The sequence below is a fragment of the Streptomyces sp. NA02950 genome (assembly GCF_013364155.1).
Taxonomy (GTDB): Bacteria; Actinomycetota; Actinomycetes; order Streptomycetales; family Streptomycetaceae; genus Streptomyces.
Genome location: NZ_CP054916.1, coordinates 9,147,656 through 9,170,504 on the forward strand (window position 1 = coordinate 9,147,656; position 22,849 = coordinate 9,170,504).

A 22,849-nucleotide genomic window follows, 5' to 3' on the forward strand; every position below is an offset into this window, starting at 1 on the left:
TCCGCTGAGGTCACCCGCACCACGCACGCGTGGCGACCACCGTGCGGACAACCGGAAAGCTCTGAGGAAGGATCTGATCCCTATGTGCGGACTGGCCGGCTGGGTCGGCTATGACCGTGACCTGACGCGCTGCGAGGACGCGGCGTCGGCCATGACGGAGACCCTGGCGTGCCGGGGCCCGGACGCCCGCGGCGTATGGAGCTCGCCCCACGCCGTGCTCGGCCACCGCCGGCTGGCGGTCATCGACCTCGAAGGCGGCCGCCAGCCGATGCCCGTGGCCCACCAGGGCGACGGCCTCCCCGTCATCACCTATACCGGCGAGGTCTACAACTACCGGGAGCTGAAGGAGGAGCTCCTCGGCCTCGGGCACCAGTTCCGCACCTCCAGCGACACCGAGGTGGTGCTGCACGCCTACCTCGAATGGGGCGAGGAGTTCGCCGAGCGCCTCAACGGCATGTACGCCCTGGCCATCTGGGACGTACGCACCGAGGAACTGCTGCTGGTGCGTGACCGCATGGGTGTCAAGCCCCTCTTCTACTACCCCACCGCGGACGGTGTGCTCTTCGGCTCCGAGCCCAAGGCGATCCTCGCCCACCCCGAGGCCGAGGCGGTGGTCGACGCCGAGGGGCTCGCCGAGATCTTCGCCATCGTCAACACCCCGGGTCACGCCGTCTTCAAGGGCATGCACGAGGTCGTGCCCGGCACCGTCGTACGCTTCGGCCGCTCGGGCCGCCGCGGCACCCGTACGTACTGGAGGCTCCAAGCGCGCCCGCACACCGACGACCTCCACACCACCGTCGGCCGCGTCCGCGGACTCCTCGAGGACATCGTGCGGCGCCAGTTGATCGCGGACGTCAAGGTGGGCACGCTGCTCTCGGGCGGCCTGGACTCCAGCGCGATCACCGTCCTGGCCGCGAAGGCACTCAGGGAGCAGGGGGCAGGGGAGCCCATCGACGCCTTCTCCGTGGATTTCCGGGGCAACGACGACACCTTCAAGGGCAATGGCATCTGGCTGGACCCCGACGCTCCGTACGCGGTCGACGTCGCCGCACACTGCGGGGCCGAGCACATGGTCGTCGAGCTGGAGAGCGCGGACGTGCTCGATCCCGAGGTGCGCGACCGGGTCCTGCGCTGCCAGGACCTGCCCGTCTCCACCGGGGACATGGAGCATTCGCTGTACCACCTGTGCACGGCGCTCAAGCGGCGGGTGACGGTCGCGCTGTCGGGCGAGACCGCCGACGAACTGTTCGGCGGCTACAACTGGTTCTTCGACGAGGAGGCGGTAAACGGGGACACCTTCCCCTGGTACGACGCCTGGCGGAGGCACGGCGGCCTGGAGACGCTGAAGGAGACCGGGCTCTGGGACCGGCTGGGCCTGGGGGAGTACGTCAAGCGGCGGTACGCCGAAGCCCTGGCCGAAGTTCCGCGGCTGGAGGGGGAGTCCGGTCATGAGGCGCGGATGCGGGAGCTGACCTACCTCAATATCAGCCGGTGGGAGAAGTTCCTGCTGGACCGCAAGGACCGGATCAGCATGGCGACGGGGCTCGAGGTCCGTGTACCGTTCACCGACCACCGGCTCGTGGAGTACGTCTTCAACACCCCTTGGGCGATGAAAACCTTCGACGGCAGGGAGAAGAGCCTGCTGCGCGCGGCCACCAGCCATCTGCTGCCGCAGTCGGTGCTGGAGCGCAAGAAGAGCCCCTACCCCTCCACTCAGGCCCAGGACTACGTGGCCGCCCTGCGCGTCCAGGTACGCGACCTGCTCAAGGACGGCTCACCAGTGCTCCAGCTCGTGCCGGCCGAGAGGATCAGGAGGCTGCTGGACAAGCCGGTCGAGTCCTACGCCGGGCTCGGCGGCCTGTGGGGTACACGTGCCGTCATGGAGCGGTTGGTCGAGTTCAACGCCTGGGTGGACGCGTACGACGTCCGCGTGGAGCTGTGAGCGGCCATGCCGGTGAACGCCGGTCCCATCAAAGCCGCCGACCTGCTCTGGGCTGTCGACGACTCGCCGGAGTGGGGGAGCCGAACGCTGGATCTGGACGCGTACTTCGCCCGCGTCGGCTACGACGGGCCGCGCTCCGCCGCCTTCGAGGTGCTGCGGCGGCTGCACCGGGCGCACATGAGCACCATCTGCTTCGAGAACGTGGACATCGCCCTGGGGCGTGAGGTCCGGATCGACCTCGAGAGCATCCAGCGGAAGCTGGTGCGAGCGGGCCGCGGCGGCTACTGCTACGAGAACAACCTGCTGTTCGCGGCCGCGCTCGACCGCCTGGGCTTCCCGGTCACCCGGCTTCTGGCGCGCATTCGCGAGGGCGACACGAGACGCAGGGCCCGCTCCCACACCTGTCTGCTGGTCAAGGCCGACGGAGTGGTGTGGCTGGCCGATCCCGGCTACGGCCATGCGGGCCTGATCGAGCCCATCCCGCTCGCGGAGGGCGCGACCAGCACGGTCGCCGGCTGGACCTGGCAGCTGGGTGTGGACGACGGCCACTGGGTCCTGCGCTGCCTGCGGGCGGGCGCGTGGTTCGACCTGTACGCCTTCCGCCCGGAGCCGCAGTACGAGGTCGACTTCCAGGCGGCTCACTACTGCAGCTCCACCAGGCCGGGGTCGCCGTTCGTCGGCCGGCTGATCGTGCAGCGCGGCTCGGAGCGGGCGCGCCACCTGCTGAGGGACCAGGTGCTGGTCACCGAGTACCCCGACGGGCGGTCCCGGCGCACGGTCCTGTCCGCCGAGGATGTTCCGCGGAACCTCCGGGAGACCTTCGGCACCGCCCTCACCGGAGAGGAGGAGCGGCTCCTCACGCGGTTCCTCCTCGCGCGGACCGGGGCGGTGCGGCGGAGCCCGTGACGCGAGATGCCCGGATCCTGTCCAGGCGATCTGTGAGGATCAGCCCGCGGCGTCAGAGGCAGGGGCACCCCCCAGCGTAGCCGGGGGTGCCGTAGCCGGCGTCGCGGGCTCGAGAAGATCGCCTTGACAGGTCCTACGCCGGACCCGCCTTGAAGGGCTGCTTGGCCTTCGCGTCGTGCAGCGCGGTTCCCCACCAGGCGAGCTGGTCGAGGAGGACCTTGGCGGCCGCGTCCAGTTCGGCCGGGGCCCGCAGGGTGCCCGAGTCGTCCATGTCTTCCCAGACATTGCGGATGTTGATCGCGTCGCGGACGACCACGGCGTGCAGTTCGGTGAGTACCGGCCGCAGCGCCTCGCTGGAGCGGATACCCGCGCCGATGCCGCCGTAGGAGACCAGTCCGACCGGCTTGGCCTGCCACTCCTCGACATACCAGTCGATCGCGGTCTTCAGGGAGGCGGGAAAGGAGCGGTTGTACTCCGGGGTGACCAGGACGAACGCGTCCGCCGCGGCCAGGCGGGGGGCAAGGGCCCGCACCTCGGTTGGCGGCTCGTCGGTGAGGAGCTCCGGCAGCCTCGCCTCCGCGAGGTCGATGACGTCGATGGCGAAGTGTCCGTGCTTCCTCGCCTCTTGCGCGAACCACGAAGCGACCCCCGGCCCGATGCGGCCCTGCCGCACACTGCCGATCACGACGGCGAGGCGGTGCGGGTTTCCGGACATGCGCTGTCTCCTTCAGCTGGGTGGATTCCTTCAGGACTGTCGTGGCAGGACTGTCGTGGGCACGGTGCCCCAGGATCAAGCGCGCCCCAGGGAGTCCGTCAACTCCCGTGAGCCCGCGGGGAGCGCCCTGGGTCGTGGCCCGCCGTCCCGGAGCGGGCCCGTCATGTGTTCGCCTCCTCCCTGTGCGGCGGCTTCGCGAGGAGCGCTCCGAGAAGCGTGGCGACGATACGCGGACCGTCCTGGGTGAGGAGTGATTCGGGGTGGAACTGCAGAGACGCGAAACCGGGTCCGCGCAGTGCGTCGACCTGGCCGGTGCGCCGGTCACGGCTGATCTCGACGCGGCCGACGCCGGGATGGACCATGGTGTCCTCGGGGCTGACCGCCACGAAGGTGTTGTAGAAGCCGACGGTTTCGCGGACCCCGAACAGGTCGATCTCCCGCTGAATGCCCTGGTTGGGGGCCTTACGCCGCAAGAGGTCCAGGCCGAGGTGTGCGCACAGGACCTGGTGGCTGAGGCACACGGCGAGGAACGGGCGCCGCTGGGCGAGCAGGGCCTGTACGGCGGAATGAAGGCGGGCGATCTTGGTATGACCGGTGGCGCGCGGGTCACCGGGACCCGGGCCCAGGACGGTCAGGTCGTAAGTGTCGAAGGCACAGGACTGATCGAACCGCCGCACCGCCACCTGCAGTCCGAGGACGCGGAGCTGGTGACCGAGCATCGAGGTGAAGGTGTCCTCGGCATCGACGACGAGGACCCGGCGTCCGGCCAGCACCGGGTCCGGACGGTGGCGCACCTCGTCCTCCGCTTGCCAGAAGGCGGCGATGTGGTGGTTGCGCTGCCGCAGTGCGGCGCGCACGCGTGGGTGCGAGGCGAGCCGGGCGGGGCGGGCGGTCCGTCCCCGCGCCTGCCCGGGGTGCGCGCTCTCGAGGGCGCTGAGGAGTCCGGCTGCCTTGGCCCGGGTCTCGGCGGCCTCGTCGGCGGGGTCGGAGTGGCGGACCAGGGTGGCGCCCACCCCGATGCGCAGTCGGCCGCCGGCGCTGATGTCGGCGGTGCGGATCAGGATCGCCGAGTCAAGGGTGCGGCCGCCGTGACGGTCGCGGCCTATGAGAGCGGCCACCCCGCTGTAATAGCCGCGGCCGTGGGGTTCGTAGCGATCGATGACCCGGCAGGCGTTCTCCAGCGGGCTGCCGGTCACGGTCGGGGCGAACAGTGTGTCGCGCAGCACCCGGCGCGGATCCTGGGCGGTGTGGCCGGCCAGCAGGTACTCGGTGTGGGCCAGATGGCCCATCTGCTTCAGGTACGGGCCGGACACCCGGCCGCCGCTCTCGCAGACGCGGGCCATCATCTTCAGCTCCTCGTCCACCACCATGTACAGTTCGTCGGCCTCCTTGCGGTCGGCCAGGAAGTTCAGCACCCCCCGCAGGGTGGGGCCGGTGGGCGGGTAGCGGTAGGTGCCGCTGATCGGGTTCATCACCGCTGTGCCGCGGTGCACGCTGATGTGCCGCTCGGGGCTGGCGCCCACCAGCGTCCGGTCGCCGGTGTGGATGAGGAAGGTCCAGTAGGCGCCGCTCTCCCGCCGCAGCAGCCGCCGGAAGAAGGCCAGGGCGCTGTGCGGGCCGTCATCGGAGACGTCGGCGACGAAGGTGCGCTTGAGGACGAAGTTGGCCCCCGCTCCCTGGCCGATCTCGCGAGTGATGATGGTGTGGGCCGTGGCGGAGTAGGTCTCGTCGTCCACATCGAAGTGCCCGCCGCGCAGCCGGATCGGGGCATCCGCGATACGGGCCATGGCTGTCGGGAGCGGCACTCTGGCCTGGTCGGTGACGGCCATCGCCAGCAGCGGCGCCCCGTCGTCCGCGCAGGCGAAACCGCGCTCCCCGATCTGCCGGTAGGGGATGACCACCAGCACCTCCTGGCCGCCGGCCACCCAGGGGGCTTGGCTTCGCGCCAGCGGCACCTGTGCCAGTGTCGGTGGCGTGGAGACCTCCCCCACCAGCACATCCAGCTCCCCGGCACCGGCCGTCATCGGCCGGTGCAGCAACGCGAAGGCCGGAGGCTCACCCTCCAGCACCTGCCCCAGCAGGTCTTTGGTCATGCCGGCTCCTTCCCGATCGCGTCGGTGGTGAGGACCACGGCGGCGCGCTGTGCGGCGTAGTCGAGTGCCATGCGGTGGTGCCTTTCGGAGAAGTCGGCGACGGCGTCGGCCACGAGGAACGGCTGGATGTCGTTGGTGAAGGCGTCCACCGCGGTGATCAGCACACCGAGGTGGGCGTACACTCCGCAGACGATCAATTGGTCCAAGCCGTGCTCGCGCATTCGCTCCAGCAGCTCGGAGCGGAAGAAGGCGCTGTAGCGCCACTTGGTGAACACCCAGTCGCCGGGGGCGGGGGTGAGCGGTTCGATGACCTCCCGGTCCGCGGCGTGGGCGGCCATGCCCGGCCCCCAGAAGTCCTTCAGCAGGCCCCGCTGTTCGTCCGTCATGTCGCCGGGCTGCGTCGTGTAGGCCACCGGGATGCCCAGAGCGGCGCAGCTCTCGCGCAGCCGCACCGCGTTGCGCACCAGCTCGGCCCCGGCGCCGTGGGGCGGGAACGGCCTCAGGAAGTAGCGCTGCATGTCGTGGACGAGCAGCAGCGCCCGGGCGGGATCCACGGTCCATCGGGCGGTGTTGCGGGGCAGATCTCCCGCTGTCGGCATCCGGTAGGCCCGGATCGTGTCCATGCCTGCCATGGCGTCCATTTCCTCGCTTCCTCGTTCTGCGTCGCTCTTCTCGACGGAGTCGTCGCGCGGACCGGCCCGGGGCCCGGTGCCGCCTCAGCCAGGGTTCAGACGCCGAGGGAGGCCCCACCGTCCACCGTGAGGTCGTGCATGGTGATCTGCCGTGCCCGGTCGGAGAGCAGGAACACGACGGCGTCGGCGATGTCGGACGGACTCGCGATCCTTCCCAGCGGGATACCGACCCGGTAGGCGTCGGGGTTGCCGTCGATCGTGGCCCTCGCCGCCGCTTCATCGCGCCACATCGACCGCAGCATGGGGGTGTCGGTCGAGCCGGGCGCCACGAGGTTGCAGCGGATGCCGTGCCGGGCGACCTCCAGGCCGAGGGACTTGGTGAACAGCGTGGCCGCCGCCTTCGACGCGGCGTACGCGGCCATCCCGTCACGAGGGGTGCCGGCGGCGTTCGACGCGACGGTGACGATCGCGCCGCGGGAGCGGGACACCATCCGTGTGACCACGGAACGGGACATATGGAAGACGCCGTTGACATTGACCGCGAAGGTGGCCGCCCAGTCCTCGTCGGTGCACTGGATGGCCGGACCGGCGCGCAGCACGCCCGCGGCGTTGACCAGGTGGTCCACCGGGCCCATCGCCCGCTCGATCAGGCCGACCACGGACTCCACGTCGGCGCTGTCGGTGACGTCCGCCGCGAACGCCCACACCGGTAGTCCGTCCACGGTCAGCTTGTCCACCAGTTCGGTCAGCCGGCCGGTGTCCTTGTCGACGGCGGCGACCGGCGTCCCGCGTTCCGCCAGTGCCCGGGTGACAGCCGCGCCGATGCCGCCGGCCGCTCCCGTGACGAGGGCTGTGTGCTCATCCATACCGGATCTCCAAGTGTGCTGGGGTGGGTGTTGGGTGTGCGATGACGTCCCGTACGTGGGGGCCGCGGGCGGTGGTCAGCCGCGCCAGGCCGAGACCGCGAAGACGGCCTGGGAGGGGTTGAGCCGCGGATCGCAGAAGCTGGTGTACTTGCGGCCGACCTCATCGGCGCAGGACTCGTTGCGGACGCACTCGGTGACGTCGTCCGGTGTGGTCTCCAGGTGGAGGCCGCCGGCGATGCCGTCCTGCGACCTGACGGCGGTCTGGAAGTCCTGGATCTCCCGCTCGATCGTCTCCAGGTAGCGGGTCTTGAACCCCTCGGCGGTGACGACGGTGTTCCCGTGCATGGGGTCGCAGAGCCACACGACCGGGTGCCCCTCGGCGCGTACGGCCTCGACCAGCGGAGGAAGCCGGTCTGCCACGGCGTCCGCTCCCATCCGCGCGATGAGGATCAGGCGACCCCCCTCCCGGCGGGGGTCGAGCCGCTCACAGAGCCCGAGAACCTCGGGAACCGTGATGCCCGGGCCCACTTTGCAGGCCACCGGGTTGGCGACCCGGGAGAGCAGGGCGACGTGGGCACCGTCGAGCTGGCGGGTCCGCTCGCCGATCCAGGGCAGGTGCGCCGAGGTGAGTATCGGCGTGCCGGTCTCGTCGCGGCGCAGCATGGGGAGTTCGTAGTCGAGCAGCAGGGCCTCGTGGCTGGTCCACACGAGCGGGTCGATGACCGGCCTCCGGGCCGGCCCTCCCCAGCCCAGGTGGGTGAAGATGTCGCTGGCCGTCTGGTAGCCGTCGAGCAGGCGCCGGGGATCGGGCTGCCTGCCCCCGGGCTCCGGCTCCGGGCTGTTGACCATGTGGCCCCGGAAGGCGGGCAGGTCGGTGCCACCGATACGTTCGAAGGCCTTGGAGCGGGGCTTGCCGAACTGCCCCGCGATGCGGCCCACCCGGACCACCGGCTTGTGTGTGATCATCTTCATCGCGCCCGCGAGGAGATCCAGCACGGCGGCCTTGCGGGCCACGTAGCCCACGGTGTTCTCCGTGGGGTCCTCCGCACAGTCGCCCGCCTGCACGAGATGGGCCTCTCCGGCGGCCACCTCGGCCAGCAGCGAGCGCAGGGTGCGCACGTCCTCGGCCCTGACGAGCGCAGGGCGGCTCGCGAGCTGCTTCCGGACCCGCTGGACCGACGCTCCCTCACCCCAGTCCGGCTGCTGCAGGGCCGGCCTTCGCCGGACTTCGGACAGAACATGGTCCATTGATTCCTCCACGAACGAATGGGCGAGCGGCGCGGTGCACGCTCTCCGGATCGGTGGCGGGTTTCCCCGGGCCCGGAGTCGCGGGTGCGCTTCCCGGCGCTTCAGGCGCGGTTCCGCGAGACGCCGCCGGAGCCGTACGGGTGCCGGGGGCGTGAGCGGGGGTGCCGGCGCGCCGAGGACGAGCCCGTTATGGCGGTGGCGTTGCGCATGGCCCAGATCTTGTGAGGGGACGGGGGCGGACGCCAAGATCGGGCCTCGCTCTTCGTCATATGAGGGGACTCTCCATCAGGTCGGCCGTCGGATCGCGCATCAGCTCCGGGAGGGGTGTACGCCGTGCGCGGGTGAGAGCAACTGCTCGGGTGGGGCGGGCAGTTCATGGCCCACCAGGGAGCGCAGCAACGAGTAGGGGCGCGCGTCGCCGACCAGTACGCCGCCGAGCAGGGTGCGGGTGTCGGGGGCGAGCACCAGCTTCGTGTACGTACGCGCGGCGCGGTCGGCGTGGATCAGCTCCATCGCCCCCTCGGTCTCGGCGTGGGTGTCGCCGAAGCCGGCCACGTCCACGCCGAGCAGCTTGAGCCGGGTGGAGGTGTCGGCACCGGGGAAGGGCGTGTCGCCCAGGTTCAGCAGTTGGTCGACGACGGACTCGGCCATGCGGTATCCGGGCGCCGCCAGTCCGTAGCAGCGGCCCTCGACCGCCGCGCCCTCGCCGACCGCCCAGATGAACGGGTCGGCCGTACGGCAGCGGGCGTCCACGAGGACACCGCCGCGCGGGCCCTTCTCCAGGCCGGCCGGTCCCGCCAGCTCGTCGCGCGGCCGGATCCCGGCACAGAACACCACGAGGGCGGCCTCCACGCGGGTGGCGTCGCTCAGTGTCACCGCACAGACCCGGCCGTCGGGACCCGCGTCGACGGACTCCGTGGCGGTGCCGCAGCGCACACCGACCCCCAGCTCGGAGACGAGCCCGGCCAGGACCTGCCCGGCACCCTCGTCGAGCTGCGCCGGCATCAGATGTGGTGCCGCCTCGATGACGTGCGGCCGCATTCCCAGCACACGCAGCGCGTTGGCGGCCTCCAGACCCAGCAGCCCGCCGCCGATCACCACCCCGGGACGGCCGGGGAAGGCGGCGGCGCGCAGCGCGTCCAGGTCCTCGACGGTGCGGTAGACGAAGCAGCCGGGCAGATCGTGGCCGGCCACGGGCGGCACGAAGGGGCGCGAGCCGGTGGCCAGTACCAGCGCGTCGTAGCCGATCCGCTCACCACCGGCGGTGGTCACCGTGCGCGCCCGCCGGTCGATCGCCGCGGCGGGGGTGCCCAGCCGCAGCTCCACCCGCGGGTCGTTCAGCGACTCCGGGGTGGCCAGGCCGAGGTCGAGGGCTCCGGGGCCCGCCTCGAGGTACGAGGAGAGGGCGGTCCGGTCGTAGGCGGGCCGGTCCTCCTCGGCCAGCACGACGATCCGCCAGGTGCCCGCCGGGTCGCGGGCCCGCATGCCCTCCACGAGACGATGGCCGGCCATGCCGTGCCCGATGAGGACGAGCGTGCGGGCAGTGGTGCGGCCACGGGTCATGGGCGAGGGTCCCTTCCGGGGATGACACGCCGCCCGGCTCCTCACGAGTGGGCGGCCTCCAGCGAGGCGCATACGCGCCGAACCTCCTCCGCGCAGGTGCCGCAGCCGGTGGTCGCGCCGGTCACCGCGGCCACCTCGGCCGGTTCGCGGGAGCCGCTGTGCCATGCCCGCACCAACGCGGCCATGGTGACGTTGTTGCAGACGCAGACCACCGCGTCGGCGGGCAGCTCGACAGGGCCGCCGTGCTCGTCGGCCGCCCTGCCCAGAAGCAGGGCCGACCACCCGTGGGGCACCGGCTCGTCCCGGTCGTACAGCCGGCTGACGGCTGCGGCTCCCCGGGGCAGGCCGAGCAGCACCGCTCGGGCGATGCGGCCATCGCGCAACGTCAGAGCGGCGTAACGGTTCCGGGCGGGGTCGCAGAGGGTCATGGACTCCTCGCCGGGCCCGCCGGGCCCGCCGGGCCCGTCCGGCGCGCCGGGAGGCCCGATGGAGGCCACGTCGACGCCGGGGGCTCTGAGCCGGGTGACGGTTCTGGCGGCAGGGCGGCGCCCTGGGCCGCCGGTGAGCACCCGCGCGAGGGTCTCGGCCTGGTCCCAGGCGTGTGTGACGAGCCCGGCAACCTGTCCGTCGTACTCGGCGCAGTCTCCGAGCGCGTGGATGCGCGGATCGGTGGTGCGGAGCCGGTCGTCGACGACAACGCCGCGACGGACGGCCAGCCCCGCCCGTCCGGCCAGTCGCGTCTCGGGGGTGACGCCGGTGCACATCAGCAGCGTGGGTGCCTCGACCGTCCGTCCGTCGTCGAGCAGCAGCCTGCCGCTCCCGTACCGGATGGCCCGGCGGCCCAGGCACAGGGCGATGCCCTGGCCCTCCAAGCACGCGGCGAGCAACCGCCCACCGGTTGGGTCGAGTTGACGGTTCATCGGATACGAACGGCGGTGGACGAGGGTGACCTCCCGCCCGGTGCGGCGCAGCGCGAGCGCGGCCTCCACGCCGAGGATTCCGCCGCCGAGCACCGCCACCGGTCCTTGGGGCCTCGCCCGCGCGGCGGGTCCCGCGTCGATCCGCGCGCAGTCGGCGAGGGTGCGCAGCGTGTGTACGCCGTCGCCGCCGCGGGCGCCGGGCAGGGCGGGGACGTTCGGGCGGGCCCCGGTGGCCAGGACGAGCGTGTCGTACGCGTGGGCCGTCCCGTCGTCGGTGTGCACCATGAGGGCGCGGCGGTCGATGCGGGTGACGGTCACGCCGGTCCGCACCCGCGTGTCGCCGGCCGGGCGGGGCAGGGCGAGGGCGGCGGGTGGGAGCGTCCGGTCCAGGACGGAGGCCAGCAGGGCGCGGTTGTAGGCGGGGGCCGGCTCGGCCCCCAGTACGGTCACCGGGCCCTGGTGGCCGTGCCGACGCAAGCGCTCCGTCAGCCGGTGCGCGGCGGGCCCGTTGCCGACGACGACAGTGCGGCCGTCGGTCACTCCGGCCCCGCCCAGGGCTCGATGCGTACCGCGGACACCTTGAACCCGGGCATGCCGCTGCGCGGGTCGAGGGCGGGACCGGTCAGCAGGTTGGCACGGCCACGCCCCGCGAAGTGGAAGGGGAGGAAGACGGTGTCGGTGCGCATCGTCCCGTCCAGGCGTACTCGCGCGACCGTGCGGCCGCTCGCGGAGCTGACCAGCGCGAGCGCGCCGTCGTCCAGCCCGGCGCGGGCGGCGGTGTCGGGGTGCACCTCGACGAAGGGCTCGGGCGCGGCCTCGCGCAGTTCGGGGATGCGGCGTGTCTGTGCCCCGGACTGGTAGTGCGCGAGCACGCGCCCGGTGGTGGCGTACAGGGGGCGGTCGGCCGTGGTTGTCCCGGCGGGGTCGCGGTGCTCCACCTCGGCGAACCGCGCCCGCCCGTCCGGATGCGCGAACCGTTCCAGGAACAGCCGCGGCGTCCCGGCACCGGTGGTGTCCGGGCACGGCCAGTACAGCGCCTCGCCCGCGTCGAGCCGGCCGTAGGTGATGCCGGAGTAGTCGGCCGTGCCGCCGCGCGAGGCCGCGCGCAGCTCGTCGAAGACCTCCCGGGGGACGGTGGGATACCGGTGGCCCGGCTCGCCGAGGCGGGTGGCGAGTCCGTGCAGGACCTCCAGGTCGCTGCGTACGCCCGGCGGCGGGTCCAGCAGGGCACGGCGTCGCAGCACCCGGCCCTCGAGACTGGTCATGGTGCCCTCCTCCTCGGCCCACTGGGTCACCGGCAGCACCACATCGGCCAGCCGCGCGGTCTCCGACGGCACGAAGTCGGCCACCACCAGCAGCTCCAGGGCGGCCAGCCGTTCGGTGACATGGGCGGCGTGCGGGGCGGACACGACCGGATTGGAGCCGAAGACCAGTAGCGCACGCGGCCCGGTCTCCGTCCCCAGCGCGTCGAGGAGTTCGTATGCGCTGCGGCCCGGGCCCGGCAGCGACGCCGGGTCCACGCCCCAGACCTGTGCGACATGGGCCCGTGCCTCCGGGGCGGTGATCGTGCGGTAGCCGGGGAGCTGGTCGGCCTTCTGACCGTGCTCGCGCCCGCCCTGGCCGTTGCCCTGCCCCGTGAGGCAGCCGTAACCGCTGCCCTCGCGGCCCGGCAGACCGAGTGCCAGGGCGAGGTTGATGAAGGCGGCGGCCGTGTCGGTGCCCGTGCTGTGCTGCTCGACGCCGCGCCCGGTGAGCACATACGCACGTTCCGCCTCAGCCAGCATCCGCACGGCCTGGTACATGTCGGCGGCCGGTACTCCCGTGACGCGCTCGGCGTGCTCGGGCCACCAGGCCACGGCGCGCCGCCAGGCGGCGTCGTAGCCGGTGGTGCGCTCGTCCACGTAGGGCTTGTCGAGGTGTCCGCCGGCGACTGCCGCATGCAGCAGGGCCAGCGCCAGCGCGAGGTCGGTGCCGGGCGCGGGCTGGAGGTGGAGGGCGGCCCGTTCGGCGGTCCGGGTACGACGCGGGTCGATGACGATCAGTTCGGCACCGTCCAGGTGGCGCATCAGCGGTGGCATGGTCTCGGCCGGATTGGCGCCCGCGAGGAGGACCGCACCCGCCTTGGCCAGGTCGGTGACGGGGAAGGGCAGGCCCCGGTCGAGGCCGAAGGCGGCGTTCCCCGCGACGGCGGCCGAGGACATGCAGAACCGGCCGTTGTAGTCGATCTGGCTGGTGCCGAGCGCCAGCCGGGCGAACTTGCCCAGCAGATACACCTTCTCGTTGGTGAGACCGCCCCCACCGAATGCACCGACCGCGTCCGGGCCGTGGGCGTCCCGGACGCGCTGGAGACGGGCGGCCACCGTGTCCAGAGCCGTGTCCCAGTCCGCCGGGGCGAGTTGCCCGTCACCGCCGCGCACGAGGGGCGTCAACAGCCGGTCGGGGGCCGACAGCAGCGCGGGAGCCGTCCACCCCTTGCGGCACAGGCCGCCCTGGTTGGACGGGAAGTCGGACGGGCGCACCGCCACCTCCTGCGGCCCGCCGGATGCGCCCGGCCCGCCCGCACGGCGGCTCAGCCACGTGCCGCATTGCAGGGCGCAGTACGGGCAGTGCGTCGGCACTGCTGCGACGCGGTCATGCACGAGTGGTCTCCTGGGGTAGGGACGTGTGTGCCGTGGTGCCCCGGCGCCCACGTCGGAGGTAGACCGCCCACGTCACCGCCGCACACACCGCGTAATAGCCGAGGAAGGCGAGGAACGCCGGGTCCCCCGAGGCGGATCCGCCGCCGTAGGAGGTGCGGAAGGCCAGGTTGACGCCGACCCCGCCGAGCGCGCCGGCCGCTCCGGCGATGGCGATCACCGCGCCGGAGAGCCCGCGGGCCTCGGCGAAGGCGCGTGCGGCGTCCTCGCCCGAGGTGACCGCGTTCTCGGCCCGCCGGGCGAAGACGGCCGGGATCATCTTGTACGTCGAGCCGTTGCCAGTCCCGCTGAGGACGAACAGCGCCGTGAACCCGGCGAGGAACAGGCCGAAGGAGCCCCGCCGCGAGGCCTCCAGCAGGACGACCGTCCCCGCGCCCATCCCGGCGAAGTTCCAAAGGGTCACCTCGGCCCCGCCGAAACGGTCGGCGAGCCACCCGCCGAGAGGACGGGAGAGGGAGCCCAGCAGCGGCCCCAGGAAGGTGTAGCCGGCCGCTTCCAGCGGGGTGGAGCCGAACTGGTTCTGCAGCACGAGGCCGAAGGCGAAGCCGTAGCCGATGAAGGAGCCGAAGGTGCCGATGTACAGCAGCGAGATCCACCACGTATCGGCACAGGCGAGAGCCTCCCGCTGGGTGCCCGGCTCCGCGCGTACGGCGTCCACGTTGTCCATCCACCGCGCGGCCAGCAGCGTGGCGAGCACGATCAACGGCAGGTAGACCGCCACCACGTACGACGGATGAGCGCTGCCCGCGGTGGAGACGACCAGCAGGCCGACGAGCTGGACCACCGCGACCCCCAGGTTGCCGCCGCCGGCGTTGAGCCCGAGAGCCCAGCCCTGGCGGGGCCGCGGGAAGAAGGCGGCGATGTTCGTCATCGACGAGGCGAAGGTGCCGCCGCCCACGCCCGCCGTCGCACCGATCAGCAGAAACACCCACAGGGGGGTGCCAGGACGCTGCACGAAGTACAGCGCCGACGCGGTGGGGACGAGCAGCAGTGCCGAGGAGAACACGGTCCAGTTCCGGCCGCCGAAGCGGGTCACCGCGTAGGCGTACGGCAGCCGCAGCACCGAGCCCACCAACGTCGGGACGACCATCAGGAGGAACTTCTCGCCGGGCCCGCAGGTGAAACCGTTCTCGGGGGACATGAACAGAACGAGTACCGACCACAGGCTCCAGACGGAGAACCCGATGTGCTCGGAGAGGACCGACAGAGCCAGGTTGCGGTGGGCGATCCGCTGCCCGCCCCGCTCCCAGGCCTCCTCGTCCTCCGGATCCCAGTCCCTGATCCAGCGTGACCCGCGGGCGGTAGGGGCGGCACGAGCGGTCATGACCGCACCACGCGGTCCGTCGGCGCGTCCGCCGCGCCGCCGGCCCATCGCAGGCTCTCCCGCAGCGGAGGCCATTCGGCGTGCCACGTTCCGGTCGGCCGTTCGTCCTGGGAGAGCGGACACCGCGGCAGACCGGACGATGTCGCCGGAACCTGGAGGGCGGCGCTGCGCACCAGCGTGGCCAGCACGGGGCCGCGCGGGTACGGCATGGCGGAGGGGCCGCCGCACCCGTCGGCGACCTCCCCGGTCTTCGTCCTCGACAGCGACGGAACGTCGACGGCGATCCTGCCGAGCGCCCCGGCGGTGAAGGCAAGGGCGGCGGCCGGGCCGGCGATCGGGGTGCGCGGTGTGTGCCAGGGCAGGACGCGACGGGCGAGGCCCTTCTCGGCGGCGAAGGCTCCGGCCGGCCGGTCGGTGTACACGTCCGGGCCTGGGACGAGCTGCCGCCGGCCGGCCGTCTTGAGCCGGAAGGCGGTGGGCACCGTGTGGAGGGCGAGGGTGCGCCCCGCTGTCACGGTGTTCTGTTGGACGGTGGCGAGCCTGGCCGGAGCGATCGCCGTACGGGCCAGGTGCGCGCGGATGATGCGCGGAGCGCGGGCGGCGACCATCATGGCGCCGGTGCCGAGGATGTTCCGGCCGGTGGCCCCACGGTGGACGTATGCGGCCGCCGCCGGGTCGGCCTCCGCGTTCACCATCGCCTGGAGCCACACCTGGTCGCGTACGGCCGCCTCCACCGGGGTCCCGGCACCTGCCGGCCGGAGCAGGCCGACGTCGCTCAGGGTGGAGGCGGGGCCGGTGATCACCCCGCCTCTCCTCCCGACATCAGCAGCCGGGCCAGCTCCAGACGCTTGATCTTCGTGGTGGCGGTCTGCGGCAGGTCCCGCAGGCGCCACTGCACGGGTTCGGCCAGGTCCGGCAGGTCCACCACGGCGGACTTCCACGCGTCCTGGTCCAGCGGCTCGTCGTCCCGGGTGCTCACCACGGGCACGGGCCTGCCGTCGCCGTCCGGGATGATGATGACCTCGACGAGTTCGGGCAAACGCGCGAAAAGCTTGTCCTCGATCTCCAGGGTGCTCCGGACGCCGGGGATCTCGTCGACCTCACGGTCGAGCAGGTGCAGACACCCCCATTTGGTGCGGTAGCCCAGGTCGCCCATGCGCCACCAGCCGTCGTCGACCTGTTTCTCCCAGCGCTCGTGCTCACCGAGGTAGGTCACGATGCGCCCGTCGCTGCGTACCTCGATGTATCCGGGGTTCGACTTGGCCGGCGGGCTACCGTCGCGGCTGACCACCCGCACGGCGGTCATGCCGGGGAACGAGGAGCCGACGCAGCGGCCGTCGGCCTCCGCACCGCGCTTCCTCGTATAGGCGCGGGCGGCGATCGGCCCGACTTCGCTCTGCCCGTACGCCTGGGCGAACAGCGGCATCCGGCGGTGTGACGCACCCAGGAGCCGGTGCACGGTACGCGGGTGGATGGCGTCGAAGGTGCTGCTGAAGTACCGCACGTTCGCCAGCGGACGGCGCGGGTCGTCCGCCAGCCCCTCCCACCGCAGGAAGGTGTTGGGATGCGCCTCGATCAGGCCCGGTGGCACCTGCGCGAAGAGATCGCTCACCGTCTCCGGCTCGTCGTGCTTGAGGATGATGACCGGATGCCCTTGGAGCACGGAGATCGGCATCGCGGTGAACATCCGGGAGTGCACGAACGACACATGGATCGCGACCGGCTCCCGCTTCCTGACGGCGGAGACCACGACCGCCTGAGGGCGGTAGCGCGCCTGGAAGGTGCGGCCCGTGTGCACGGCCAGCTTCGGGATGCCGGTGGTCCCGGACGTGTGCGTGATCAGGGTGGGATGGTCCGGAGGCATGGGCACGGGCGCCGTCCGTACGACGCCCGCCAGTTCTGCCAGCTCCGTGGCGCGCTCATGGCTGCCCGAGGCCAGGAGCACGCGCTCGGACAGGCCGAAGACCTCCTCCGGCAGGTCCGACTCCAGCTTGGCCTGGTCTGTCACGAGATACGGCCGGTTCACGCGGCGCAGCAGCTCGGCGACGGTCGCCCCGTCCAGCTTCGGCGACAACAGCACGGGCACGGCGCCGATCCGCGCGATGGAGCAGGCGAGGAGGGAGATGTCGAAGCCGTCGCTCTTGTGGACGACCACGTGCTCCCCGGGGCGGACCCTCATGGCCCACAGACGGGAGGCGAAGTCGTCGACCAGATCCGCCACCTCCGTCAGCGTCATGCGGCGTCCCTTCTCCGGGGCGATGTCCAGCTCGTGGTCGAGGATCACCAGATTCCCCGGACGGCGGGCCGCGGCCCGGTCGAAAAGCGTTCCCAGCCTGATTCCCCTGTTGCCAATGCGCTGCAAAAACATATATCGCCCTCTCGTGGTCCGCAGGAAGACCGGACCGGTTTCAGCGCTGTTCGGAGATGTCCTTGATCCGCTTGAGCGTCTCCTTGAGGTCCCGCTCCAATTTGGCCGTCCAGTCGTCGATGAACTTCTTGCGGGCCGTCTCGTCCAGCTTCGCCACGATCTTGTGAATTCCCGCGGTGGCCTTGCCCATGCGGAAGTGATGGGTCAGCAGGGAACCGCCGTCCGCGGGCTCGATGTCGAATCCCCAGATGCTCTCCTGGTCCTCGCATGCGTGGCTGAGCATCATCCAGCGGAAGGTGCGCCCCGGCTCGGCGGCGACGACCCGGGCCTGCGTGTACCAGGTGCCCCGCACCAGCGGCGCCCAGCCCACCACGTCCTGGGGGCGGAAGTTCCTGCCGCGGAAGAGGGCACCCACGGTCGAGGGTTCGCCGGAAACCCATGCGCCCCCCTGACATTCCGGGCTCCACTCGCCGCTGCGCGACAGATCACTGACCACCGCGTAGATATCGTTCGGCGCGACCGAAACGTGGGCGCTGGCCCGCACTTCGAAAAGAGGCGAGTTGTCGATGACTGAGATTTCCATGGTGGAGATCCTTGTGGTCCCCCGTCGCACCGGTCAAAAAGTAGGAGGAGGGTCCGTCAAGTCCGGCCATTCAGGAATCCGCACCCGGGTTGCGGAGAATGATTTTGCCGCGTACCCCGCCTGCTTCGAGGCGGCGGTGCGCCTCGGCAGCGGCACTCAGCGGCAGGAGCTCGGTGAGCGGTGGACGCAGAGAGCCGTCAGCGAGCAGCCGGTTGACGGCACCGGCCGCCTCGGCGAGTTCGGTGACGGCGGCCCGCGAGATGGCGAAGCCCGTGATCGAACAGTCCTTGACGTAGAGCGGCCCTATGGGCAGCTCGCGCCGGGTGCGCAACCCGGCGAGCAGGATCACGCGCCCGCGCGGTGCCAGCAGATTGACCGCGCCGGTCAGGTCGTTCCCCCCGTAGGTGTCGATATAGAGGTCCGCGCCGTTCGGGCAGGCGTCCCGCAGGCATCCGGGGACGTCGGGGGCCCGGTAGTCGACGGCCTCGGCCGCGCCCAGGGCACGGCAGCGGCCCGTGTCCCGGGCGTTCGCGGTGGTGACGACCCGCGCCCCGGCCCGGGCGGCCATCACGATGAGCGCACTCCCCACGTTCCCGCCGCCGCCGAGGACGACCACGGTCTCCCCGGCGCGCAGTCGGCCATGGGTGAACAGGGCCAGGTAGGCGGTGGCTGCCGGGTGCGCGACCGCGACGGCGTCGGCGGGATCCACCCGGTCGGGAAGGTGGTAGAGCCGGTCGGCCGGTACGACCGCCTGCTCGGCGGCGGCCCCTTGCCGCCCGCCGTGGCCGAGGCTGTTGCACCACACGCGGTCGCCGACAGCGAAGCCCGGGGTGCCGGGGGAGACAGCCGCCACGGTCCCGGCCAGATCCCTCCCGATCACGAAGGGGAACCCCAGCGGAGTGCGCCAGGCCCCCGAACGTACGAAGGTGTCCACATGGTTGACCGCGGTGACCGCGACGTCGACGAGTACGTCCGTCGGCCCCGGCCGCGGGGCGGGCAGTCGGCCGTAGCGGATGACATCCGGTGGGCCGAGTCGTTCGACGTAGGCAGCGAGCATGGGTCCGGATTCTGGCAGCCTGTCCCGCGGAGCAGCTCCCCGCGAGAGTTCTTCTGTCATGTCAGGCGGTTGGCGGGCGACTGTCTTCACCCGCCCGGGCATCCCCGAGAGCAGTCAGAGGGCGGTCATCGCTCATCCGTGGTCCCTCGTCCACGCGGTCCTCACGGGGCCGGCGGGTGATCAGTCTGAGCACAGGTGTGGTCATGACGGTGGTGGCCAGGGCGACGATCGTGAGGATTCCCAGCAGGTGCTGGTTGATGATGTGGGCTTCAGAGCCGATCTGCAGCACGACCAGCTCCGTGAGACCACGGGAGTTGAGAAGAACACCGAGGGTCAGTGCATCGGGCCGTGCCATTCCCGTCAGCCGGGCGCACAGGCCGGCGCCGACGATCTTTGCGGTGATGGCCACCATCAGCAGCACGCACAGCACGACTACGGCTTCGGTATCGAAGTGCAGTGCGCTGAAGTCCGTTCCGAGGCCGAAGCTCAGGAAGAAGAAGGGCAGCAGGATGGTCTTTGCGGTCGCCGCCAGCGGGGTCGCCGCAGCCTCGGCATCCCGGTGCCTGGTGGGCCAGATCAGCCCGACCAGCAGGGCGCCGATGAGCTGGTGGATACCGATGGCGGCCGTCAGGGTGGCGGTCGTCGCTATACCGATGACCAGCAGGCACGACACCGTCGGCGTCTCAAGGCCCTGCCGAGTGCCGTCACGCCACGTGGCGAGGAACTGGCGTAGGGGTCCGAGAAAGAGACCGGTGGCCGCGAGGGCTGCCATGGTGCTGAGGAGCACACCGGAGAAGTCGGAACCATGGGCGAGCGCGAGGACGACGGCGAGCAGCAGCCAGCTGCCCGCATCGCCGACTGCCGCCACGAAGAGGCTGAGCCGGCCCGGACGCGTATGCGTGATATCCAGGTCACTGAGGATGCGGGCCAGAACGGGTAGGGCCGTGATGCTGAGCGCGCAGCCGACGAAGAGGACGAACGATACGGGGTGAGCGCCCTCGCCCATGAAACGATCCGTCAGCGGGACGGCAGCGAGCGTGCCGCCGGCGAGCGGCACCAGCAAGGATGCCTGACTGACCAGCAGGGCTTGCTGTGTCGCTCCGCGGAACCGCATGGAGCCGAGTTCCTGTCCGACACCGAACATGAAGAGAATGAGTCCCAGCTGGGCGAGGCCGTTCAGCATGGGCGACACCGCCGGAGGAAAGAGCCAGCTCGCGGCACCGGGACTGAGGGAGCCGAGGAGCGAGGGGCCGAGGGCGATTCCGGCGGCTATCTCGCCGATGACCTTTGGCTGTCCAAGACATGCGGAGCATGCCCCCATCAGGTACGAAGCGGCGAGGACGACAGCCACGCCGAGCAGGAAGTGGCCGGTGGTGTCCAGTACCGGATTCGGCAGGGCGTTGGGCGAGCCGGCCGTTGGTCTCTCATCCACCAGGGCCGAGACCCAGATGATCAACGCGAGTGGCAGCACGACGGTGCCGACGACGGCACCCAGTCGGCGCCGGCGCTGGGTACCCAAGCTGCGGGACAGCCTTTCCGACATCACCACATCCCCATCGTTGGTGCCGCCCGCCGCACGGCGGTGTCGACGCTTCCCCCCCGGGCCTTTGTCCGGGGGCTCCGCCGGGCAAAGGCCGAAGCTGGGGGAGTGCGTGTCAGGGCCGTGGACGGACGGGATGTTTCGAACCGGGCTTGTGCTGAGGTCACAGCACCAGGTCCTGTCCGGTGGATCTTTGAGGAGCAGCCCGCGGCGCTTGGTGCCGTAGATCGCACGGCGGAGGATCGCCCTCGCTGGGCGTACTCGGGTGACTCCGACAACGCAGCGGGGTACGGTGCCAGGCGTCGCGGGCCCGATGAGATCCACCGGGCAGGGCCTAGACCCGCCGGGTGGTGTGTTCCACCGGGCCGCGCACACCCAGCCACCGGGCCACGAGCTGACTGCTGCGTACCTTGCGGCCTTCGAACAGCAGGGGAAGCAACGAACCGGCCGCCGCGTCCCGAGCAAGCTCGCCGAGCTGGTCCATCGACAGATTGCTCCAGCCGGCGTGCCGCATCATGCGCAGCCGGAACCCGACCAGGTACCGGTGCATTCTGGCCAGCGAACGGGCCATGTCCTCTTCCCGGGCCCACTCGAAGAAACGGAAATTGAGGGCAAAGCCCGATTGCAGCCGGGGGAGTTCGGACCGCAGATCGAGACCGTCCCGCGCAGCCGCCTGCTGCACCAGACGCTTCATCGGGTTCAGTCCACGGCCCGCCAGCTCTGCGCCGACCAGTCGGCTCCACAACTTGGCCCCCACCGGATCACAGAGATAGCCGGAGAGGACGAACGGTGCCACGACGTAGTGGTGTGTGATGAATCCCAGATGCTGCCACAGGGCACAGGTGAGCGGCTGGTCCATCACCTCGTACAACCGGGTGATGTCGTTCTGCGCGGTGTGGTGGAAAACCTCGAACGCGCGGTCGAGGTCGCTGGCGAAATCGGGACCACAGGTACCGTTCCGCTGCCGGGTAATCAATTCGGTGATCTGCGTGGCCTGTACGGAGGAAAGTGCCAAACCGGTGCTGTAAAGGGGGTCGACGCTGTCGGCCGCGTCCCCGATGCAGAACCAGCCGTTGGCGGAGTAACGCTGGCGCGAGGTGTACATGTACTTGCGGTACCTGTTGGTGTCCTCCACCGTGCCGCTGCGCACCAGATCGGCGACGGCTGGATGCTCCTCGGCCACGTACTTATCAAAATCCTCCGCGTTCCTGATGGTGTGTGGATAGATGTCCGGCCGGTAGATGATTCCGATGCTGATCAGGTTCTCGTGTTCGTCGGTGCGCATCGGAATCGCCCAGATCCAGTTGCCCTTGCCCATGAAGTGGTGGGTCGCATAGTAGGAGTCGAAGGAGCGGTTCTCCTTCTTCACTGACGGGATATCCCGCAGCAGTCCTTCGTCGAAGTTCGAAACCCGCATCCAGAACACATCGCGCTGCCCGTGCTCATCTGGAGTGTGGAGGTGGAGGGCGCGTCCGAGAACGCGGGAGCGGCCCGTCGCGTCAACCAGCCAGCGGCTTGACAGTTCGATCTCGTCGCCCTCATCAAGCTGGACCTTGGTCCGGTGCCGGGCAGCACCCTCCCCCACGGAGACCTCACGGACCCGGCCGTTCGTGACGCGGACGCCGCCCTCGATATTGATCTGCTCCAGATCACGGTCGAAGACAAACCGATTGAGCTGAAAGGCGGGGAACGGCGGAATGTTCGCCGGTTCGCTGGTGTAGTAGACCGGGTCGGTAGGGTCCTTGAGGTTCCGCTTGTAGTAGTATGTCAGTCCGTACTTGGGAAAATGTTTTTCCACCAGCATCCGGGAGAGGCCGAGGTCCTGCATGACCCGGGTAGTGATCTCGATCGTGGACTCCCCGACGATCGGCCGCGTACTGTCCCTGGGCCGCACGATGACCACTGAGAGGTCGGGTACGTACTTGCGGAAGTATGCTGCAAGCAGATTGGCCGTGACTCCCCCGCCCATGATGAGGATATCGGGTTCGGTCGTCATGGCTTGCGTGTGCTGATCGGTCATCGGTTACCGGTGTTCCTTTCGTCGGTCTGCGGCACTGATCAATTGCTGGGTCCAGTGGTGCGGAACCTCGGTGAAGACCTGTACTGACCGCTGCCTTTGGGGGTGAGGGGCGAAAACATCGTTGGGTCAGGAGCGTAAATATCCGGCTGAAGCGGAGCAACGAAGGAATCGAGACTCTGTCAGTTCGCGGCTGGACATGCGTCAGTTCGCACTCTGCGGCACCGATTCCGGATGCCACGGGCCCACCGCCGGGGCACCGCGCGGCGGACCCGGCCTCCCGGGCAGGCGATATCGAGTCCTGAGGGGTGGAGGTTCGAGGTCACGATCACGGACCGGCGTCCGTAGGCTGTGTCGATCACGCGGTAGAACGCCTCTG

The 22,849-nt window shown here is 70.8% G+C and carries 16 protein-coding genes and 1 pseudogene; 2 read left to right on the plus strand and 15 right to left on the minus strand.

Translation table 11 applies throughout. The annotated features are described in order from the left end of the window. Positions 1–82 precede the first annotated feature (82 nt). Positions 83–1,942 carry an asparagine synthase (glutamine-hydrolyzing) gene (gene asnB / locus HUT19_RS39295; protein ID WP_176185851.1) on the plus strand — a complete coding sequence of 620 codons (1,860 nt, stop codon included), beginning with the start codon at positions 83–85 and terminating at the stop codon, positions 1,940–1,942. Between the two features lie 6 nt (positions 1,943–1,948). Further along, positions 1,949–2,848: an arylamine N-acetyltransferase gene (locus tag HUT19_RS39300; protein ID WP_176185853.1), complete on the plus strand. Its 900-nt coding sequence runs from the start codon at positions 1,949–1,951 to the stop codon at positions 2,846–2,848. A gap of 133 nt (positions 2,849–2,981) precedes the next feature. Here HUT19_RS39300 and HUT19_RS39305 read toward each other — a convergent pair whose 3' ends face one another. From HUT19_RS39305 to HUT19_RS39375, 15 genes and pseudogenes are all read right to left on the minus strand, one after another. Continuing rightward, positions 2,982–3,563: an NADPH-dependent FMN reductase gene (locus HUT19_RS39305; RefSeq protein ID WP_176185855.1), complete on the minus strand. Its 582-nt coding sequence runs from the start codon at positions 3,561–3,563 to the stop codon at positions 2,982–2,984. Positions 3,564–3,724: 161 nt separating this feature from the next. Further along, positions 3,725–5,656, minus strand: coding sequence for an anthranilate synthase family protein (locus HUT19_RS39310; protein ID WP_176185857.1), 1,932 nt, complete (start codon positions 5,654–5,656; stop codon positions 3,725–3,727). Further along, positions 5,653–6,288: an isochorismatase family protein gene (locus HUT19_RS39315; RefSeq protein WP_176187859.1), complete on the minus strand. Its 636-nt coding sequence runs from the start codon at positions 6,286–6,288 to the stop codon at positions 5,653–5,655. The genes HUT19_RS39310 and HUT19_RS39315 overlap by 4 nt, the downstream gene beginning before the upstream one ends. A 95-nt stretch (positions 6,289–6,383) precedes the next feature. Next, a complete protein-coding gene (locus HUT19_RS39320; RefSeq protein ID WP_176185859.1) occupies positions 6,384–7,154 on the minus strand; it encodes a 2,3-dihydro-2,3-dihydroxybenzoate dehydrogenase in 771 nt (256 codons plus the stop codon). Positions 7,155–7,229: 75 nt separating this feature from the next. Next, the gene (locus HUT19_RS39325) at positions 7,230–8,402 is read right to left on the minus strand and encodes a 3-deoxy-7-phosphoheptulonate synthase (RefSeq protein WP_176185861.1); all 1,173 of its coding nucleotides are present in this window, start codon (positions 8,400–8,402) and stop codon (positions 7,230–7,232) included. 309 nt (positions 8,403–8,711) lie between these two features. Then, entirely contained in the window at positions 8,712–9,965 is a 1,254-nt protein-coding gene (locus HUT19_RS39330; RefSeq protein ID WP_176185863.1) for an NAD(P)/FAD-dependent oxidoreductase, read from the minus strand. Between the two features lie 41 nt (positions 9,966–10,006). Further along, complete coding sequence (locus tag HUT19_RS39335; RefSeq protein WP_176185865.1) at positions 10,007–11,425, minus strand: FAD-dependent oxidoreductase; 1,419 nt, start codon at positions 11,423–11,425, stop codon at positions 10,007–10,009. Continuing rightward, positions 11,422–13,524, minus strand: a complete 2,103-nt coding sequence (locus HUT19_RS39340) for a molybdopterin oxidoreductase family protein (RefSeq protein WP_254886050.1) — start codon at positions 13,522–13,524, stop codon at positions 11,422–11,424. Before HUT19_RS39340 ends, HUT19_RS39335 begins: the two co-directional genes overlap by 4 nt. Then, on the minus strand, positions 13,517–14,905 hold the full coding sequence (locus HUT19_RS39345; protein WP_176185867.1) for an MFS transporter: 1,389 nt from the start codon (positions 14,903–14,905) through the stop codon (positions 13,517–13,519). Before HUT19_RS39345 ends, HUT19_RS39340 begins: the two co-directional genes overlap by 8 nt. 29 nt (positions 14,906–14,934) lie before the next feature. After that, a pseudogene (locus HUT19_RS39350) lies at positions 14,935–15,600 on the minus strand (3-carboxy-cis,cis-muconate cycloisomerase); the annotation flags it as partial. Positions 15,601–15,704: 104 nt separating this feature from the next. Further along, positions 15,705–17,273, minus strand: a complete 1,569-nt coding sequence (locus HUT19_RS39355) for a class I adenylate-forming enzyme family protein (protein ID WP_176185871.1) — start codon at positions 17,271–17,273, stop codon at positions 15,705–15,707. A 40-nt stretch (positions 17,274–17,313) separates the two neighbouring features. Then, on the minus strand, positions 17,314–17,856 hold the full coding sequence (locus tag HUT19_RS39360; RefSeq protein ID WP_176185873.1) for an SRPBCC family protein: 543 nt from the start codon (positions 17,854–17,856) through the stop codon (positions 17,314–17,316). Between the two features lie 70 nt (positions 17,857–17,926). Then, on the minus strand, positions 17,927–18,913 hold the full coding sequence (locus HUT19_RS39365) for an NADPH:quinone reductase (protein WP_176185875.1): 987 nt from the start codon (positions 18,911–18,913) through the stop codon (positions 17,927–17,929). Positions 18,914–18,974: 61 nt separating this feature from the next. Beyond that, positions 18,975–20,456 carry a cation:proton antiporter gene (locus HUT19_RS39370; protein ID WP_254886292.1) on the minus strand — a complete coding sequence of 494 codons (1,482 nt, stop codon included), beginning with the start codon at positions 20,454–20,456 and terminating at the stop codon, positions 18,975–18,977. Positions 20,457–20,787: 331 nt separating this feature from the next. Next, the gene (locus HUT19_RS39375) at positions 20,788–22,473 is read right to left on the minus strand and encodes an NAD(P)/FAD-dependent oxidoreductase (RefSeq protein WP_176185879.1); all 1,686 of its coding nucleotides are present in this window, start codon (positions 22,471–22,473) and stop codon (positions 20,788–20,790) included. Positions 22,474–22,849: the final 376 nt, after the last annotated feature.

Bases quoted from the DNA above. Each gene is read 5' to 3' on its own strand.
- asnB (WP_176185851.1), top strand. From the start codon at position 83: ATGTGCGGACTGGCCGGCTGGGTCGGCTATGACCGTGACCTGACGCGC.
- HUT19_RS39375 (WP_176185879.1), bottom strand. From the start codon at position 22,473: ATGACCGATCAGCACACGCAAGCCATGACGACCGAACCCGATATCCTC.
- HUT19_RS39325 (WP_176185861.1), bottom strand. From the start codon at position 8,402: ATGGACCATGTTCTGTCCGAAGTCCGGCGAAGGCCGGCCCTGCAGCAG.
- HUT19_RS39360 (WP_176185873.1), bottom strand. From the start codon at position 17,856: ATGGAAATCTCAGTCATCGACAACTCGCCTCTTTTCGAAGTGCGGGCC.
- HUT19_RS39315 (WP_176187859.1), bottom strand. From the start codon at position 6,288: ATGGCAGGCATGGACACGATCCGGGCCTACCGGATGCCGACAGCGGGA.
- HUT19_RS39300 (WP_176185853.1), top strand. From the start codon at position 1,949: ATGCCGGTGAACGCCGGTCCCATCAAAGCCGCCGACCTGCTCTGGGCT.
- HUT19_RS39310 (WP_176185857.1), bottom strand. From the start codon at position 5,656: ATGACCAAAGACCTGCTGGGGCAGGTGCTGGAGGGTGAGCCTCCGGCC.
- HUT19_RS39345 (WP_176185867.1), bottom strand. From the start codon at position 14,905: ATGACCGCTCGTGCCGCCCCTACCGCCCGCGGGTCACGCTGGATCAGG.
- HUT19_RS39330 (WP_176185863.1), bottom strand. From the start codon at position 9,965: ATGACCCGTGGCCGCACCACTGCCCGCACGCTCGTCCTCATCGGGCAC.
- HUT19_RS39305 (WP_176185855.1), bottom strand. From the start codon at position 3,563: ATGTCCGGAAACCCGCACCGCCTCGCCGTCGTGATCGGCAGTGTGCGG.
- HUT19_RS39320 (WP_176185859.1), bottom strand. From the start codon at position 7,154: ATGGATGAGCACACAGCCCTCGTCACGGGAGCGGCCGGCGGCATCGGC.
- HUT19_RS39365 (WP_176185875.1), bottom strand. From the start codon at position 18,913: ATGCTCGCTGCCTACGTCGAACGACTCGGCCCACCGGATGTCATCCGC.
- HUT19_RS39355 (WP_176185871.1), bottom strand. From the start codon at position 17,273: ATGTTTTTGCAGCGCATTGGCAACAGGGGAATCAGGCTGGGAACGCTT.
- HUT19_RS39370 (WP_254886292.1), bottom strand. From the start codon at position 20,456: ATGTCGGAAAGGCTGTCCCGCAGCTTGGGTACCCAGCGCCGGCGCCGA.